The organism is Martelella sp. FOR1707, assembly GCF_053484265.1.
The window spans coordinates 151,574-167,347 of the sequence record NZ_JBAKFP010000010.1; the positions used below are offsets into that span (position 1 = coordinate 151,574).

The window sequence follows — 15,774 nt, forward strand, 5'->3', positions numbered from 1 at the left end:
TCGTTCTTTATTCGCCGATGGTGACGGCGGTGAGGCCGAAGAGCGAGCCGGTCGGCATCGCCTCGAAGCCCTTCACCTTGTCGGTGCTGGCGGTGTAGCTGTAACCGGTATAGAGCCAGACCCAGGGCGAAACCTCGGTGATGTGCTTGGAGAATTCCGCGAAGATTTCCTTGCGCTTGGCCGGATCGGTTTCCACGCGACCTTCATTCATCAGCGTATCAAGCTCGTCGTCGATATAGTGGGCGACGTGGTTGAGGTTGCCGTCCTTGGTCCAGTAGCGGTTATACATGGTGTAGGGATCGGTGCGGCCACCGTTCAGCGCCACGGCCATATCGAAATCGCCCTTCAGCCAACGGTCGATATAGACGTTCAGCTCCATCATCTCGATCTCGAGATCGATGCCGATTTCGGCAAGCTGCGACTGGATGACCTGGGCTTCCGCGGCAGCCGTCGGCGGCTCGCCGGTCGCGGCCATCACCTTGGCGGAGAAGCCGTCCGCATAACCGGCCTCCTCCATCAGCGCTTTAGCCTTGTCGAGGTCCTGCGTGTAGCAGAACAGTTCGGAAGGCTCGGTGGCAAAGGCTGGCATGGTCAGCGGGCCGGTCACCTTGCCCTCGCCCAGAAGTGCTGCATCCAGCACATCCTGCCGGTCGATCGCGCAGGAGATCGCCTGGCGGACCTTCAGCTCCTGCATCGCGCCTTCCTCAGCATTGAGCTGAAGCACGTGATAGGACAGCACCGGCTCGCGATCGAGCGTCAGGCCGGGATTGGACGGCACAAGGGTCGCGACCAGCGGATCGTTGATCAGCGCGAAATCGACCTGACCGGTGCGCAGCGACGCGAGGATCGCGGTCTCGTCCGGCAGGACCGAGATCTCGAGCCCGTCGATAGCGAGTTCGCCGCCAGCCCAGTTTTCATTGGCCGTCAGCGTCTCGCTGGAATTGGGCTCCCAGTTGTCAAGCACGAACGGACCGGAACCGAGGGTCTCGGTGCCAAGCGTGCCGGCCTCGATCGCCGCAGCGGGCACGATCGCCGCGTTGATCGACGACATTGCGGTGAGCAACGGAACATCCGGCTGCGACAGGTTGAAGACGACGGTTTCATCGTCCGGCGTATCGATGCTTTCGATCGACAGGAAGTTGGAGCGGGCCGCGGCACTGGTGGCTTCATCCAGAATCCGTTCGAACGAAGCTTTCACATCCGCCGGCATCACCTTGTCGCCATTGGAGAATTTTGCATTCTGATCGAGCTTGAAGGTCAGCGTCTTGCCATCCTCGGAAAACTCCCAGGAGGCGGCGATGGCCGGCACCACGTTCAGTTCAGCATCGGTGCGCACAAGCGGCTCGTAGACCAGTTCCAGCAGGCGGATCGACGCGAAAGCGGTCTGCTTGTGCGGGTCGAGGCCGGTCGCATCCTGCGACCATGCCATTTTCAGTGTCTCCGCCGAAGCTGGCGCTGCCGAGAGCGCGGCGGCAATCGCCAGCGCCGATGCGATTGTCTTGATTTGAACTCTTCCCATGATCAATTCCCTCGAGATGATGATTGTTGCCGGTCCTGCGACCGGAGCGACTTCAGTCTTCGCGGCCTTGCGCCGTCTTCTGGTTGATAGCCTTGCGCAGGTAGCCGCCCGATGTCGTCAGAAGATCGCGGCCTTCCTGCAATTCCATATCGGTCAGCGCCAATAGAATGGCGAGCTTTACGTCATTGCCGGTTTGCTCCAGCAGCGCCGCCGCCGCGCCGGCGCCGGCGCCCGACGCCTCCATGACAATGCGCACCGCGCGGGCGTAAAGCTTGGCGTTGCTGACCGTCACATCGACCATCAGGTTCTGATAGACCTTGCCGATACGGATCATGCTCGCCGTGCTCAGCATGTTGAGCACCAGCTTCTGCGCCGTTCCGGATTTCAGGCGGGTGGAGCCGGTCAGGACCTCGGGGCCGACCACGGGCGCGATCGAGATCTCGGCAATGGCCGCAATGGCGGAAGACGGGTTGCAGGAGAGCGCGACCGTGCCGGCCCCGATCACCCGGGCATATTCCAGTGCGCCGATTACATAGGGCGTGCGCCCGCTGACGGCGATTCCGACCACGACGTCGCGCTTTGAAAGATTGACGGCCTCAAGATCGGCGCGGCCCAAAGCAGGGTCATCCTCCGCGCCCTCGACGGCAGTGGTGAGCGCCGCATTGCCGCCTGCGATCAGGCCGACCACCATGCCCGGCGGCACGGAGAATGTCGGCGGGCATTCGGAAGCATCAAGCACGCCGAGACGGCCGCTGGTGCCGGCGCCGATATAGATCAGCCGTCCGCCGGCATTGAAGGCGGCAACGATGCGATCGACCGCTGCCGTTATCGGCGCGATCTCGCGGGCGACCGCGCCGGCGACCAGCCCATCCTCGGCATTGATGGTTTCAAGGATCTCGCGCGTGCTCAGAAGATCCAGTTCGACGCTTTTCGGATTGCGCCCTTCAGAGACCAGTTTGTCGAGCTCGCCATTCAACAGATTCACGTTGGAATTCCCCTGCCCTTCAAGGCTTGCCGGTGGACGAATCCGCAGCGGCAGCCTTCTATCTTGCCCAGAGGCTATAATCGAGAATTCCAACTGTCAAATAATATCGCGAATAATTTATTCCAAAACGGACCACGCAATCGCGAAACCAATTTGCAACAATTCCATTGTATTCCCGAATTCAGGAATTTATTATTCTTGCCGATCGACCCTTTCGGAAAGGCAGGCCGTGTCCGTCCTCAGCATCATCGAAGCCCAACTCGAAAGCCTTGCGCCGGCCGACCGGCAGATCGGCGATTTCATCCTCGCCCATCCCGACGAGGTGCTGCGGCTGTCTTCCGCAAGCCTTGCCGAGAAGACCGGGCGCAGCCAGTCGAGCGTGGTGAAATTCGCGCAGAAACTGGGTTTTTCCGGCTATCAGGACATGAAAATCGCCGTCAGCAAGGCCAAGGCCAGCGAATGGCGCGCGCCGGGCGCGCTGCATGCGAGCATAGAGCTGGACGACAGCCACGCGACGATCGCCCAGAAGCTTCTTGCCAGCAAGATGCACGCCATGCAACAGACGCTGGCCGCCAATGACGAGGGCGCGATTGCCCGCGCGCTGGAAATCACCGACGCGGCGCAACGCATTCATGTGGCCGGCGTCGGCGCTTCCTCGCTGGTGGCGCGCGATTTCTGCTACAAGCTGCAGAAGCTTGGCCGCTATGCGCTGCATGATTCCGACAGTCACGTGCAGATGGCCAATGTCTCGGCCGCCAGGCCCGGCGATGTGCTGTTCGCGCTCTCCTATTCCGGCGCGAGCATTGAGACTGTGCGGATCGCCGAGCTCGCCCGCAAGCGCGCCGTCACCGTGATCTCGCTCACGGGCCCGAAACAGAACGCCATCGCCCGCGTCGCCGATCTCAATCTCTACACCATTGCGGACGAGGAAAAGGTGCGCTCCTCGGCGATCACCGCGCGCGATGCCCAGCTGATGCTCACAGACTTCATCTTCATTCTGCTGCTCCAGCGCCAGCAGGACGCGGGCGACTACATTGCCGATAGCGGCGATGCGGTTACGGCGCTGAAGCTTGGCGAGAAATAGCGCGCGTTCCCTTGTCCGGCAGGCCTCCGATTGACGGAGTCGCCCACCGGGTGCAATGATCCTGTCGCCCTTCCGCGGCCTTCAGGTGAAATGACCATGCCCACCCGTCTCGTTCCCAAAACCATCAGCGTTCTGCGCGAAGGTTATTCCGCTTCCCGTCTGAAAAGCGATGCCATTTCCGGTTTGACAGTCGCCATCGTGGCCCTGCCGCTGTCGATGGCAATCGCGATCGCCTCCGGCGTCTCGCCCGACCGGGGGCTTTACGCGGCGATCATCGGCGGCTTCTTCGTCTCGCTGCTGGGCGGCAGCCGCCACCAGATCGGCGGCCCGGCGGGTGCGTTCATCGTGCTGGTCGCGGCCTCCGTCGAGCGCCATGGCATTGACGGACTGCTGATCGCCGTGATTCTCTCCGGGCTGATCATGATCGCCGCCGGCTATCTCAAGCTCGGAGCCTATATCCGCTTCATTCCCTATCCGGTGACGGTCGGCTTCACGGCGGGCATCGCCATCATCATCTTCGCCAGCCAGCTTTCAGCGATCTTCGGTCTCGATCTGCCGGAAAAGGAGCCGGGGCCCTTCGCCGAAAAGGTGGCCTATCTGGCGCAATATGTCGGCACCACCAATATTTCGGCCGTTGCCATAGCGGTGCTGACCATCGCCATCATCGTAGCCGTGAAGCGCTTCCGGCCGGGCTGGCCGGGGATGCTGATCGCCGTTGCCGTTGCAACCCTTGCGGCCTTTGCCCTCAACCTGCCGGTGGAAACCATCGGCAGCCAGTTCGGCGGATTGCCGCGCGGGCTACAGGCCCCGGCCCTGCCCGCGTTGTCGTTCCAGAAGGTCATCTCCGTGCTGCCCGATGCCTTCGCCTTCGCGTTGCTGGGCTCGATCGAATCGCTGCTTTCCGCCGTCGTCGCCGATGGCATGACGGGGCGCCGGCATCGCTCCAACATGGAACTGGTCGGCCAGGGCGTGGCCAATATCGCCTCCGGCCTGTTCGGCGGCATCTGCGTGACCGGCACGATCGCGCGCACCGCGACCAATGTGCGCGCCGGCGCGACCAGCCCGTTTTCAGGCATGCTGCATTCGCTTTTCCTGCTCTTGTTCATGATCGTCGCAGCGCCGCTGGCCCGCTTCATTCCGCTTGCGACCCTTGCCGGCGTTCTGGCGGTCGTCGCCTGGACGATGGTGGAGAAGGCCGCTATCCGGACGCTGCTGCGCACCTCGCGCGGCGATGCCGTCATCCTGCTTGTGACGCTGCTGCTCGTCGTCTTCCGCGACCTGACCGAGGGCATCGTCGCCGGTTTCGCGCTCGGCGCCGTCATGTTCATCGACCGCATGGGCAAGAATGTCGCCGTAAACCCCTATTCCGACTACAACACCCGCCCGGAAGCCCCGATCGCCAACACCGACCCCGACACCGTGGTCTACCGCATTTCCGGCGCGTTCTTCTTCGGCGCGGCCGCCACCGTCGGCTCCGTGCTCGATCGGGTCGCCGGCGGCGCGCGCAATTTCGTGCTCGACCTTTCCGATGTGCCCTATGTCGATTCCTCCGCCGCCAACGTGCTGGAGGGCACGATCGGCAAGGCCGAACACCGCAGGGTTCGGGTTCTTCTCGCCGGCGCGACGCCGGGCGTCCGGTCTATCCTCGAAAGCCACGGGATATCAGAACCGCGCGTCGCTTATTGCGCCACCCTCGACGAGGCGGCCGCACGAATCGAAGCCGAGAAAAATGAAACGGCGGACTGAAGCCGGCACCACGGGCGCCTTCCTTCTCCCGCAACGCCATACACAGGCTTTCAAGCGGAAATACATAACCGGAACATTGTTGCCTTTCTATATATAAAACAATGATTTGACAGGGGCTTGCAGGAATGGAACAAATGGAGTACAAATATGTAAGTTCTGAAATCGTCTAGGCGGCAGCGACAACAAGGGATAAGGTCCATGGCACAAAATTCACTAAAACTCGTCGAGGAAAAATCGGTGAACAAGAGCAAGGCGCTGGAAGCGGCACTTTCCCAGATCGAGCGCTCGTTCGGCAAGGGCTCGATCATGAAGCTCGGGGCCAATGACAGCGTCGTCGAGATCGAGACGGTGTCGACCGGCTCGCTCGGCCTCGATATCGCGCTCGGCATTGGCGGCCTGCCCAAGGGACGCATTATCGAAATCTACGGCCCGGAAAGCTCGGGCAAGACCACGCTGGCGCTGCAGACGGTGGCCGAGGCCCAGAAGAATGGCGGCATTTGCGGCTTTATCGATGCCGAGCATGCGCTTGATCCGGTCTATGCCCGCAAGCTCGGCGTCGACCTGCACGACCTCCTGATCTCTCAGCCCGACACTGGCGAGCAGGCGCTTGAAATCGCCGATACGCTGGTGCGCTCCGGCGCGCTCGACGTGATCGTGATCGACTCGGTTGCCGCCCTCACTCCGCGCGCGGAAATCGAGGGCGAGATGGGCGACAGCCTCCCCGGTCTCCAGGCCCGCCTGATGAGCCAGGCCCTGCGCAAGCTCACCGGCTCGATCTCCCGCTCCAACTGCATGGTTGTCTTCATCAACCAGATCCGCATGAAGATCGGCGTCATGTTCGGCTCGCCCGAAACCACCACCGGCGGCAACGCGTTGAAATTCTACGCCTCCGTCCGTCTCGACATCCGCCGGATCGGCGCGGTCAAGGACCGCGACGAGGTGGTCGGCAACCAGACCCGCGTGAAAGTGGTGAAGAACAAGATGGCCCCGCCCTTCAAGCAGGTCGAGTTCGACATCATGTATGGCGAGGGCGTTTCCAAGACCGGCGAACTGATCGATCTCGGCGTCAAGGCCGGCATCGTCGAAAAGTCCGGCTCCTGGTTCTCCTATAACAGCGAGCGTCTCGGCCAGGGCCGGGAAAACGCAAAGACTTTCCTGAAGGAAAACCCTGCGATCGCCGACGAGATCGAGCTTGCGCTGCGTCAGAATGCCGGTCTGCTTTCCGAAGGTCTGCTCGATACGGATGAAGACGGCGACGATGCCACCGGCACCAACGACGACTGAGATCTGTTGTAAGGTCATTTCATGATTTCGATTAAACAGCGGCTTTCTCGGGCCGCTGTTTTCTCTTGTCTGGACAGTATCTTCGGCTGTCGTTAAAAGCCGGGAAACGGACACACCAGAATTCAAAGGGACGTGCGCAGCATGAATGGCGTGAATGAAATCCGGTCGACCTTTCTCGACTACTTCAAGCAGAATGGACATGAAGTTGTCGCGTCCAGTCCGCTGGTGCCGCATAACGACCCGACTCTGATGTTCACCAATGCCGGTATGGTGCCGTTCAAGAACGTCTTTACCGGGCTTGAATCGCGGCCCTACTCGACCGCGACCACCGCGCAGAAATGCGTTCGCGCAGGCGGCAAGCACAACGACCTCGACAATGTCGGCTATACCGCGCGCCACCATACCTTCTTCGAGATGATGGGCAATTTCTCCTTCGGCGATTACTTCAAGGAGCGGGCGATCTCGCTTGCCTGGAACCTGATCACCAAGGAATTCGCGCTTCCGAAGGACAAGCTGCTGGTCACCGTCTACCACGAGGACGACGAGGCCTTTAACCTCTGGAAGAAGATCGCCGGCCTGCCCGACGAACGCATCATCCGGATCGCGACCTCGGACAATTTCTGGTCGATGGGCGATACCGGCCCCTGCGGCCCCTGCTCCGAAATCTTCTACGATCATGGCGATCATATCTGGGGCGGCCCGCCCGGTTCGCCGGAAGAGGATGGCGACCGGTTCATCGAGATCTGGAACCTGGTGTTCATGCAATATGAGCAGATTTCCGCCGATCGCCGCGAGAACCTGCCGCGCCCCTCGATCGATACCGGCATGGGCCTGGAGCGGGTCGCGGCCGTGCTGCAGGGCAAGCACGACAATTACGACATCGACCTGTTCCGCAACCTGATCGCAGCATCGGTGGATCTCACCGGCGTGAAGGCCGAGGGCGAGCATCGCGCCAGCCACCGCGTGATTGCCGATCACCTGCGCTCCTCCGCCTTCCTGATCGCCGATGGCGTTCTGCCGTCGAATGAAGGCCGCGGCTATGTCCTGCGCCGGATCATGCGCCGCGCCATGCGCCATGCCGAGCTGCTCGGCGCGCGCGAGCCGGTGCTCTACAAGCTGCTTCCGGTGCTGGTCGGCGAAATGGGCCGCGCCTATCCCGAATTGCATCGCGCAGAAGCGCTTATTTCCGAGACGCTGAAGCTTGAGGAATCCCGCTTCCGCAAGACCCTAGACCGCGGCCTGACGCTTCTCGACGAGGCGAGCAGCAACCTGAAGAAGGGCGACAGCCTGGACGGCGAGACCGCCTTCAAGCTCTACGACACCTACGGCTTCCCGCTCGATCTGACCCAGGATGCACTGCGCGCCCGCGGCATCCATGTCGACCTCACCGGCTTTCAGGACGCCATGCACCGCCAGCGCGCCGAAGCGCGTGCCCACTGGCAGGGCTCCGGCGACAAGGCGACCGAGACGATCTGGTTCGAGCTCGGCGAGAAGCATGAGGCAACCGAGTTTCTCGGCTACGATACCGAAAAGGCCGAGGGCATTACCCTGGCGCTCGTCAAGGATGGCGCTTCGGTGGAAGCCGCACGGGAGGGCGATGCCGTCGCCGTCGTCGTCAACCAGACGCCGTTTTATGGCGAGTCCGGCGGCCAGATGGGCGATACCGGCACGATCCGGTCCGATAAGGCCGTTCTGCGCGTGACCGACACGCAGAAAAAGGGCCGCGGCCTGTTCGTGCATTACGCCACCGTCGAAAAGGGCGAAATCACCCGCGGCGAACCGGTTTCGCTGGAAGTCGATCATGCGCGCCGGTCGCGGCTGCGCGCCAACCATTCGGCCACCCACCTCATCCATGAGGCGTTGCGCGAGCGGCTCGGCAACCACGTCGCCCAGAAGGGTTCGCTGGTGGCGCCCGAGCGGCTGCGCTTCGATATTTCGCACCCCAAGCCCCTGAGCGCGGCGGAATTGACCGACGTCGAAAACATGGCCAACGAGATCGTGCTTCAGAACGCCCCGGTCGCAACCCGGCTGATGAGCGTCGACGACGCGATCGCGGAAGGCGCCATGGCGCTGTTCGGCGAGAAATACGGCGAAGAGGTGCGCGTCGTGTCGATGGGTACCGCGACGTCGGGTGAAAAGGCCGGCAAGACCTATTCGTTGGAACTGTGCGGCGGCACTCATGTGCGCGCCACCGGCGATATCGGCCTGATCCGCATCGTCGGCGAGAGCGCGGTCGGCGCCGGCGTGCGGCGCATCGAGGCGCTCACCGGCATCGATGCGCGCCGCTATCTCACCGACCAGGACGAAAAGCTGAAGGCGCTGGCCGCGAGCCTCAAGGTACAGCCTGACGACGTCGGCACTCGCGTCGAGGCGCTGCTCGATGAACGCCGGCGGCTGGAACGCGAACTGACCGAAGCGCGCAAGCAGCTTGCCCTCGGCGGCTCGGGATCGGCCGATGAAGCCGAGAAGATCGGCGACATCAATCTGGTGGCCAAGGTGCTGCAAGGCGTGGCGGCGAAAGACCTGAAGGGCATGGCCGACACCGCCAAGACCAACCGCGATCATACCGCCGTCGCCTTCATCGCCGTGGCGGAAGACGGCAAGGCAAGCGTCGTCGTGTCGCTGACGGAAGACCTGACGCAGAGGTTCTCCGCGGTCGATCTGGTGCGCGCGGCCTCTGCCGCAGTCGGCGGCAAGGGCGGCGGCGGACGTCCGGACATGGCCCAGGCCGGCGGCCCCGATGGCGCGAATGCCGATGCCGCGATCGATGCCGTGCGGGCAGCGCTTGCCGGCTGAGGCCGGCAACGGTCCACTTGAACCTTGCGGGGGTCTTGTTTGTGACGCTCCTGCTTCGCGTCTGGATCAAGCGGCCGGCTCAGGCCGCTTTTTCATCCAGCGCGACTGCTGCGAAAGCCCGCGCGATGACCTCCGGCCCGGCGCCAGGCTTGGTCGCCTCGGTCGAGAGAATCTGGCGATAGCGGCGCGCGCCGGCATAGCCGTTCATGAGGCCAACCATATGGCGCGTGATCTGGGATAGCCGGGTGCCCGCTGCCAGTTCACGGTCCGCATAGGCCATCATAGCGTCGCGCAGCGCTTCCCGGTTCAGCGCCCGGCGCGGCTCGCCGAACAGTCGATGATCGACGTTAGCCAGAATTGCAGGCGTCTGGTAGGCCGCCCGCCCCATCATCACGCCATCGACTTTTTCGAGATGGTCCTCGGCCGCATCCATGGTCAGGATGCCGCCATTGATACCGATGAAGAAATCGGGATGCCGCGCCTTCATGGCGTAGACGAGCGGGTAGTCGAGCGGCGGAACCGAGCGATTTTCCTTGGGGCTCAGCCCCTTCAGCCATGCCTTGCGGGCGTGAATCCATAGAGCATCGGCCCCGGCGCCCGCCATCCGGTCGACGAAATCCGGAAGCACCGTCTCGGGATCCTGATCATCCACGCCGATCCGGCATTTGACCGTGACGGGAACCGAAACAGCCGCCTTCATCGCCGAAACCGCCCGTTCCACGACCTCGGGCGTCTTCATCAGGCAGGCACCGAACGTGCCGGACTGAACGCGGTCCGACGGGCAACCGACATTGAGATTGATCTCGTCATACCCGAAATCGCTGCCGATCGCCGCCGCCTCCGCAAGCTTCACCGGATCGGACCCGCCAAGCTGCAGCACCACGGGATGCTCCACCGGCGAAAAGCCCAGCAGCCTCTCGCGATCGCCACGCAGCACAGCATCGGCCACGATCATCTCCGTATACACCTGCCCGCGCATCATCACCTGCCGATGAAAAAACCGACAATGCCGATCCGTCCAATCGATCATGGGTGCAACGGCAAAGCGGGAAGCCGCTGGAAACTTTCGTTTTTTAGTTTTTTCAGCCACTTATAGGAACTCTTTATCTGCCTCTTTGCCGCTCATTCGGTGCCAAAGGCGTCTATCTCAACACTGGCCTGGGTACAAAGTGCCAAATAGACATCGAGTACCAAATCAGGAGATCACCAGGGGCTCGATCAGGACACGCAAACGCAAAGCTGGCAGCAGCAGCTGCCGTGCGCGCATGCGAGTGATGCGAGAGCGAACGTCCTATCATGAGACCAAGACTTTTGCCAAACGCCCTGCCGCAACTCCTTGGAAAGAAGAGCGCGAAAGAACTGCTCAGGCTTGGCGCACTGGAGGAGTAAACACGCGAAATCCACCACTGTCCGAAGCATCGAGCGCTATATTGAAGAAGCCTCAAAGAAATCGGACGCACGAAGGCACATGAAGCCCCCGGGTGAGAAGCTCGGCAATGATACATGGGTCGACCTACCCCGACGAAGCTATCCGTATCACCGACAGCATGCCCAAGCGTAAATCGGAGATATTCCCCTACTCCCCGGATGCAATCACAGCGAACTTCACGCAAGCTTGCAAGCTGCTTGGAATTGAAGACCTGCATTTCCACGATTTGCGCCATGACGGCGCGGCGGGGCGCGGCGATGCAGTGGAGCGGCAGGTCGTCGGTCCAGAGGACATGTATATCGCGCTGGGGCTTCATGTTTAAAGCCAGCACGATATCGGCCTGGTCAGCCTGAAGCGTCGTAACAGCATCATCGGGCGTGGCGATTTCCACGTCGACGCGCATCTTCAGATAGCTTTTATCTTCAAAGGCGACGCACCTCGCGTCTTCCACTGGCAGCATTACATGATTGTCGCCAATATCGATGAACACCAGTCCCCGACCCGACTTAACCGTCACCGCGCGGCCATCGTGCTCGAATGATCAGGGCGACAGCCTGCCATACGCGTCGGCGTAGGCGCTACAGCAATGGGCGCTGAGATCGGCCGGCTCCACCGGCGCCGGATGGTCGCGCAGATAAACAACCCAATCGCTGCGCATCTGACGAGCGCTTTCTGACGGGAACGCACGTGTGCTGACGGAGTTGAAACAAAAGGCTCCCGGTTGACCATGGCGTTTCAGTTTTGGCCAGAGTTTGGAGGACGAGGTTATGAGAGAAATCGCAAACTGGCGGCATATTTGTGTCGATGCCCAACGCATGTTCGCTGAAGACACGCCGTGGCATTTACCCTGGATGGCAAAGGTGCTGCCCCAGCTCCTTGAAGTGTCCGCAAATCACGTCGACCGGACAATTTTCACGCGCTTCATTCCTCCGCAGCGTAAGGAAGATTTAACAGGGGGCTGGAAGGTCTATTACCAGAAATGGTGGATGATGGCTGGCGAGCATCTGCCGCAAGAAATGGTCGAGCTGATGCCCGTTCTGCACGCACTTGTTCCGCCCGCTCGCATCTTCGACAAGATGACCTATTCTCCTTGGGTCGATGGCAGGCTTTATTCCCGCCTGCAACAGGAGGGCGTGGACTCCGTCGTTGTCACCGGTGGCGAAACAGATGTCTGTGTGCTCGCGACCGTGCTTGGTGCCATCGATCTCGGGTTTCACGTGATCGTGTTGAGCGATGCCGTCTGTAGTGGTGCCGACGAAACCCACGACGCCGTAATTAACCTGCTGGGCGAGCGCTTCTCAGCCCAGCTGGAGTTGGTAAAGACCGAGCAATTTTTATCGGCCGTGTCCCCGTGAGACAGGCGAAGCGTGGGAAAATCGGTTGTTGAGCTTTCCAACATCCGGGCGGAACATTTCATCTCCACTGTTGTTGTAGGGTCCCCATAACGGCAAAGGAGAGAAGCTCATGGTCACCATGGTCGGCAACGAAGGAGGCATCGAGAAACTCGTCGAGGATTTGTTGTCTCTCGAACACGATGCCATCGCTGCATACGATTCCTGCATTGAGCGGCTGAATGACAAGTCGCTCAGCGCCAAGATCGCCGAATTCAGAGAGGATCATCTCCAACACGTCGAGGTCCTGAACGAAATGGCGCGCGAACTCGGCATTGAAGCGCCGAGCGAAGGCGACATGAAGGAGATGTTGACCACGGGCAAGATCGCCCTCGCGGACCTGATGGGCGATTCCGCGATCATAAAGGCGATGAAGACAAACGAGGACGACACCGTCACAGCTTACGAGCGCGCCTCGCGGCATGACGATGCGATCCCGCAATCGAAGGCATTCTTTACGAAGGCGCATCAAGACGAGTTGCGTCATCGGGAGTGGATGGAGACTACCGCCGAATCAATATGATCTTTCGGTCGCCGCCCGGAATGAAGAGCAGCAGTCGGCGACGCAGTAGTTGACGCTGGCGAAAGCCGGAGCCGGCGCAGAGGTGCCGGTCTCCGGTTTTTCGTTATCGGCACGGACTTATACCCGAGCGGAACGCGCTGCTGCATCACGCGAGAAACTGCGAACCCGGCTTCGGCCGATCGGCAAGGCATCGGACCAAACAACGGACGTCCCGCTCAAGGCGGGCGTCGGAAACCTGTTGGCGCCCCGACTTTTCTGCCTTGGCATTCGACGGCGTCCGAAAACCGCAGCACCCATAGCGAAAATCTGAAGGGACAGGTTCATGTCACATCAAACAGAGCATCGACAATCCCGCCACCCCATAGCCCACTGGTATGCCATCCTGCTTGGAGCGCTGCTGGTCCTGCTTGGCGCCGTAATCGGCGCCGGCGGCGTCTGGCTGATATCGCTTGGCGGCTCCTGGTACTATCTCATCGCCGGATTGGGCCTTGTGGCTTCAGGCGTACTGATGACAAAAGGCAAGATCTCTGGCGCGCTCGTCTATGGCGCGACCTACATTTTCACGCTTGTCTGGGCCCTGTGGGAAGTGGGGCTGCAGGGCTGGCCTCTGGTGCCGCGTCTGGTGGCGCCCACCGTTATCCTCGCGCTTGTCGCGCTTGCGGTGCCTGAGCTGCGCCGCCGCGATCGGGCGCTGTGGAGAGGGGGCCGGAGCACGACAGCGGCGACAGCGGCGCTTGCGGCAATCGGCCTCGGCGCGCTGACCACGCAATGGTCCGCAGGGCCACCCGCCTTCGCCCAGGCGGACACCAGTGAAGAAACGCAATCCGCGCCTGAAACGCCTGCCGATTTGCGTGGCGGCGTTGTGCTGGAGCCGGAGAACGAGCCGGGCAAGCGATCGATGACGCAGAGCGACGCCGACGCAGCGGAAGTCGGCGAAACCCGGCCGGCACTGGCGATGCGCGAGGCGGGAGAAGACTGGCCGGCCTGGGGCGGCAGCATCCGTGGCGACAAATACTCGCCGCTCACCCAGATCACGCCCGAAAATGTCGGCAAGCTGGAGCGCATCTGGGAATTCCACACCGGAGATCTTCCCGGACCGGAAGCCAAGGGGAAATACTCGCCGGAAAATACGCCGCTGAAGATCGGCGACAAGCTGTTCACCTGCACCCCCATGGGCAATATCATCTCGATCGATGCGCAGTCGGGCAAGGAGGAATGGCGATTCGATCCTGACGTGCCCGCAGATGCAATCCCATATGGCGCAACCTGCCGCGGCGTCAGCTATTTTGAAGTGCCTGACGCCGGTCCCTACGATCCTTGCGCGACGCGCATCATCTGGGGAACGCTCGATGCCCGCCTAATCGCCATCGATGCCGAAACCGGCCAGCGTTGCAACGACTTCGGCGACAATGGCATGGTCTATCTCGAACGCGGCCTCGGCGAGACCGTGCCGGGGTGGTATGCGATGTCCTCTCCGCCCACCATCGTGCGCGGTGTGGTGGTTGTCGGTGCCCAGGTGACGGACGGCAATGCGGAGGATTCGCCGTCCGGCGTCATCCGGGGCTTCGATGCGGTTACCGGCGAATTCGAATGGGCCTGGGATATGGGCCGGCCGGGCGATACAAGCCAGGCCGGACCCGACGAGGTCTATACGCGCGGCACGCCCAATATGTGGACCATTGCCGCCGGCGACGAGGAACTCGGCTATGTGTACCTCCCCCTCGGCAATTCCGCGGTCGATTATTACGGCTCCAACCGCAGCGAAGAGGAGAACGAATATTCGACGTCCCTAGTCGCGATCGATGTGACGACGGGCCAGCCAGTCTGGCATTTCCAGACCGTCCATCGGGACGTCTGGGACTACGACCTCGGCAGCCAGCCGACACTGGTCGATTTTCCGACCGACGAGGGCTCCGTCCCGGCACTGGTTCTCGCCTCCAAGCAAGGGGATATCTACATCCTCAACCGCGAAACCGGGGAATCGCTGTTTCCCGTGGAGGAACGTCCGGTCCCTGGCGGCGGCGTTGAGCCTGACTATATTTCGCCGACGCAGCCTTTCTCCGCCTATCACACGCTGGCCTTTCCGCGGCTGGAAGAGAAAGACATGTGGGGCATGTCGCCGATTGACCAGCTCTGGTGCCGGATCCAGTTCAAGCGGTCGCATTATGACGGCATCTATACCCCGCCCACGACGGAGCAATACTGGATACAATATCCGGGTTACAATGGCGGCAACGACTGGGGCTCGGTCGCCGTCGATCCAGAGCGCGGCCTACTGATCGCCAATTACAATAACATGCCGAACCACAACAGGCTGGTGCCGCGCGAAGAGGCAGACGAAGCCGGGTTGCGGGCGATTTACGAGCCGCCGACGGAAGGAGAATCCCCGCTCGGCGAAGCGGGCCCGCAGATCGGCGCGCCCTATGCGATCGACGTCAATGCCGGCTGGCGCGTCAAATTTACCGGTTTGCTCTGCAAGGAGCCGCCTTATGGCGGAATTCGCGCCATCGATTTGGCGACCGGCGATACGGTCTGGGACCGGCCCTTCGGTTCGGCCGCCAGAAACGGGCCTTTCGGCATCCACTCCATGCTGCCAATCACCATCGGCACGCCCAACAATGGCGGTCCGGCTGTCACCGCAAGCGGGCTGATCTTCATCGCGGCGACCACGGATAATCTGATCCACGCGATCGACTCTGAAACCGGCGAAACGCTCTGGAGCGACAGACTGCCGGGCGGCGGCCAGGCCAATCCGCTCGTGGTCGAAGTCGCGGGCAGGCAGTTCGTGATCATCTATCCCGGCGGCCATCACTTCATGGAGACGCCGATCAGCGACACGATCATCGCCTATGGTCTGCCCGAAAGCTGACGGAAGCTTTCGAGCATTAAACGCGCCTTGAATGGCCGACAAAAGGTCCGCCTCTCTTCCAAGGGGGGCGGACTTCGCTTGTACGGCTTCGAGTTCTATTGATCGCAGCGCCATTACGGCGGCTGTTCTGACTGAAACGGTCAACACT

At 61.7% G+C, this 15,774-nt stretch carries 10 protein-coding genes and 1 pseudogene; 8 read left to right on the top strand and 3 right to left on the bottom strand.

Annotation, left to right across the window (positions count from 1 at the left end; all coding sequences use genetic code 11):
- Positions 1–7: 7 nt before the first annotated feature.
- A complete protein-coding gene (locus V6765_RS22930; protein WP_448432926.1) occupies positions 8–1,519 on the bottom strand; it encodes an ABC transporter substrate-binding protein in 1,512 nt (503 codons plus the stop codon).
- A gap of 52 nt (positions 1,520–1,571) precedes the next feature.
- Entirely contained in the window at positions 1,572–2,504 is a 933-nt protein-coding gene (gene murQ, locus V6765_RS22935) for an N-acetylmuramic acid 6-phosphate etherase (RefSeq protein ID WP_448432927.1), read from the bottom strand.
- 229 nt (positions 2,505–2,733) lie between these two features.
- Between murQ and V6765_RS22940 the strand changes: the two genes are divergently transcribed.
- From V6765_RS22940 to alaS, 4 genes are all read left to right on the top strand, one after another.
- Entirely contained in the window at positions 2,734–3,588 is an 855-nt protein-coding gene (locus V6765_RS22940) for a MurR/RpiR family transcriptional regulator (protein ID WP_448432928.1), read from the top strand.
- A gap of 96 nt (positions 3,589–3,684) precedes the next feature.
- A complete protein-coding gene (locus V6765_RS22945; protein ID WP_448432929.1) occupies positions 3,685–5,334 on the top strand; it encodes a SulP family inorganic anion transporter in 1,650 nt (549 codons plus the stop codon).
- Positions 5,335–5,532: 198 nt separating this feature from the next.
- Positions 5,533–6,618, top strand: coding sequence for a recombinase RecA (gene recA / locus V6765_RS22950; RefSeq protein WP_448432930.1), 1,086 nt, complete (start codon positions 5,533–5,535; stop codon positions 6,616–6,618).
- Positions 6,619–6,759: 141 nt separating this feature from the next.
- Positions 6,760–9,414 (top strand): alanine--tRNA ligase, encoded by a 2,655-nt coding sequence (alaS, locus tag V6765_RS22955; protein ID WP_448432931.1) that lies wholly within the window; start codon positions 6,760–6,762, stop codon positions 9,412–9,414.
- A 79-nt stretch (positions 9,415–9,493) separates the two neighbouring features.
- Here alaS and dusA read toward each other — a convergent pair whose 3' ends face one another.
- Positions 9,494–10,504: a tRNA dihydrouridine(20/20a) synthase DusA gene (gene dusA / locus V6765_RS22960; protein ID WP_448432932.1), complete on the bottom strand. Its 1,011-nt coding sequence runs from the start codon at positions 10,502–10,504 to the stop codon at positions 9,494–9,496.
- Positions 10,505–10,876: 372 nt separating this feature from the next.
- On the opposite strand from dusA, the pseudogene V6765_RS22965 reads away from it, so the two are divergent.
- From V6765_RS22965 to V6765_RS22980, 4 genes and pseudogenes are all read left to right on the top strand, one after another.
- Positions 10,877–11,090, top strand: a pseudogene (locus V6765_RS22965) (site-specific integrase); the annotation flags it as partial.
- Positions 11,091–11,610: 520 nt separating this feature from the next.
- Positions 11,611–12,198: a cysteine hydrolase family protein gene (locus tag V6765_RS22970; protein ID WP_448432933.1), complete on the top strand. Its 588-nt coding sequence runs from the start codon at positions 11,611–11,613 to the stop codon at positions 12,196–12,198.
- A 109-nt stretch (positions 12,199–12,307) separates the two neighbouring features.
- On the top strand, positions 12,308–12,757 hold the full coding sequence (locus V6765_RS22975) for a DUF892 family protein (RefSeq protein WP_448432934.1): 450 nt from the start codon (positions 12,308–12,310) through the stop codon (positions 12,755–12,757).
- Positions 12,758–13,079: 322 nt separating this feature from the next.
- Entirely contained in the window at positions 13,080–15,626 is a 2,547-nt protein-coding gene (locus tag V6765_RS22980) for a membrane-bound PQQ-dependent dehydrogenase, glucose/quinate/shikimate family (RefSeq protein WP_448432935.1), read from the top strand.
- The last annotated feature ends 148 nt before the right edge of the window (positions 15,627–15,774 follow it).

Coding starts and splice junctions, on each gene's coding strand:
- alaS (WP_448432931.1), top strand. CDS start 6,760: ATGAATGGCGTGAATGAAATCCGGTCGACCTTTCTCGACTACTTCAAG.
- recA (WP_448432930.1), top strand. CDS start 5,533: ATGGCACAAAATTCACTAAAACTCGTCGAGGAAAAATCGGTGAACAAG.
- V6765_RS22930 (WP_448432926.1), bottom strand. CDS start 1,519: ATGGGAAGAGTTCAAATCAAGACAATCGCATCGGCGCTGGCGATTGCC.
- V6765_RS22945 (WP_448432929.1), top strand. CDS start 3,685: ATGCCCACCCGTCTCGTTCCCAAAACCATCAGCGTTCTGCGCGAAGGT.
- V6765_RS22975 (WP_448432934.1), top strand. CDS start 12,308: ATGGTCACCATGGTCGGCAACGAAGGAGGCATCGAGAAACTCGTCGAG.
- V6765_RS22970 (WP_448432933.1), top strand. CDS start 11,611: ATGAGAGAAATCGCAAACTGGCGGCATATTTGTGTCGATGCCCAACGC.
- V6765_RS22980 (WP_448432935.1), top strand. CDS start 13,080: ATGTCACATCAAACAGAGCATCGACAATCCCGCCACCCCATAGCCCAC.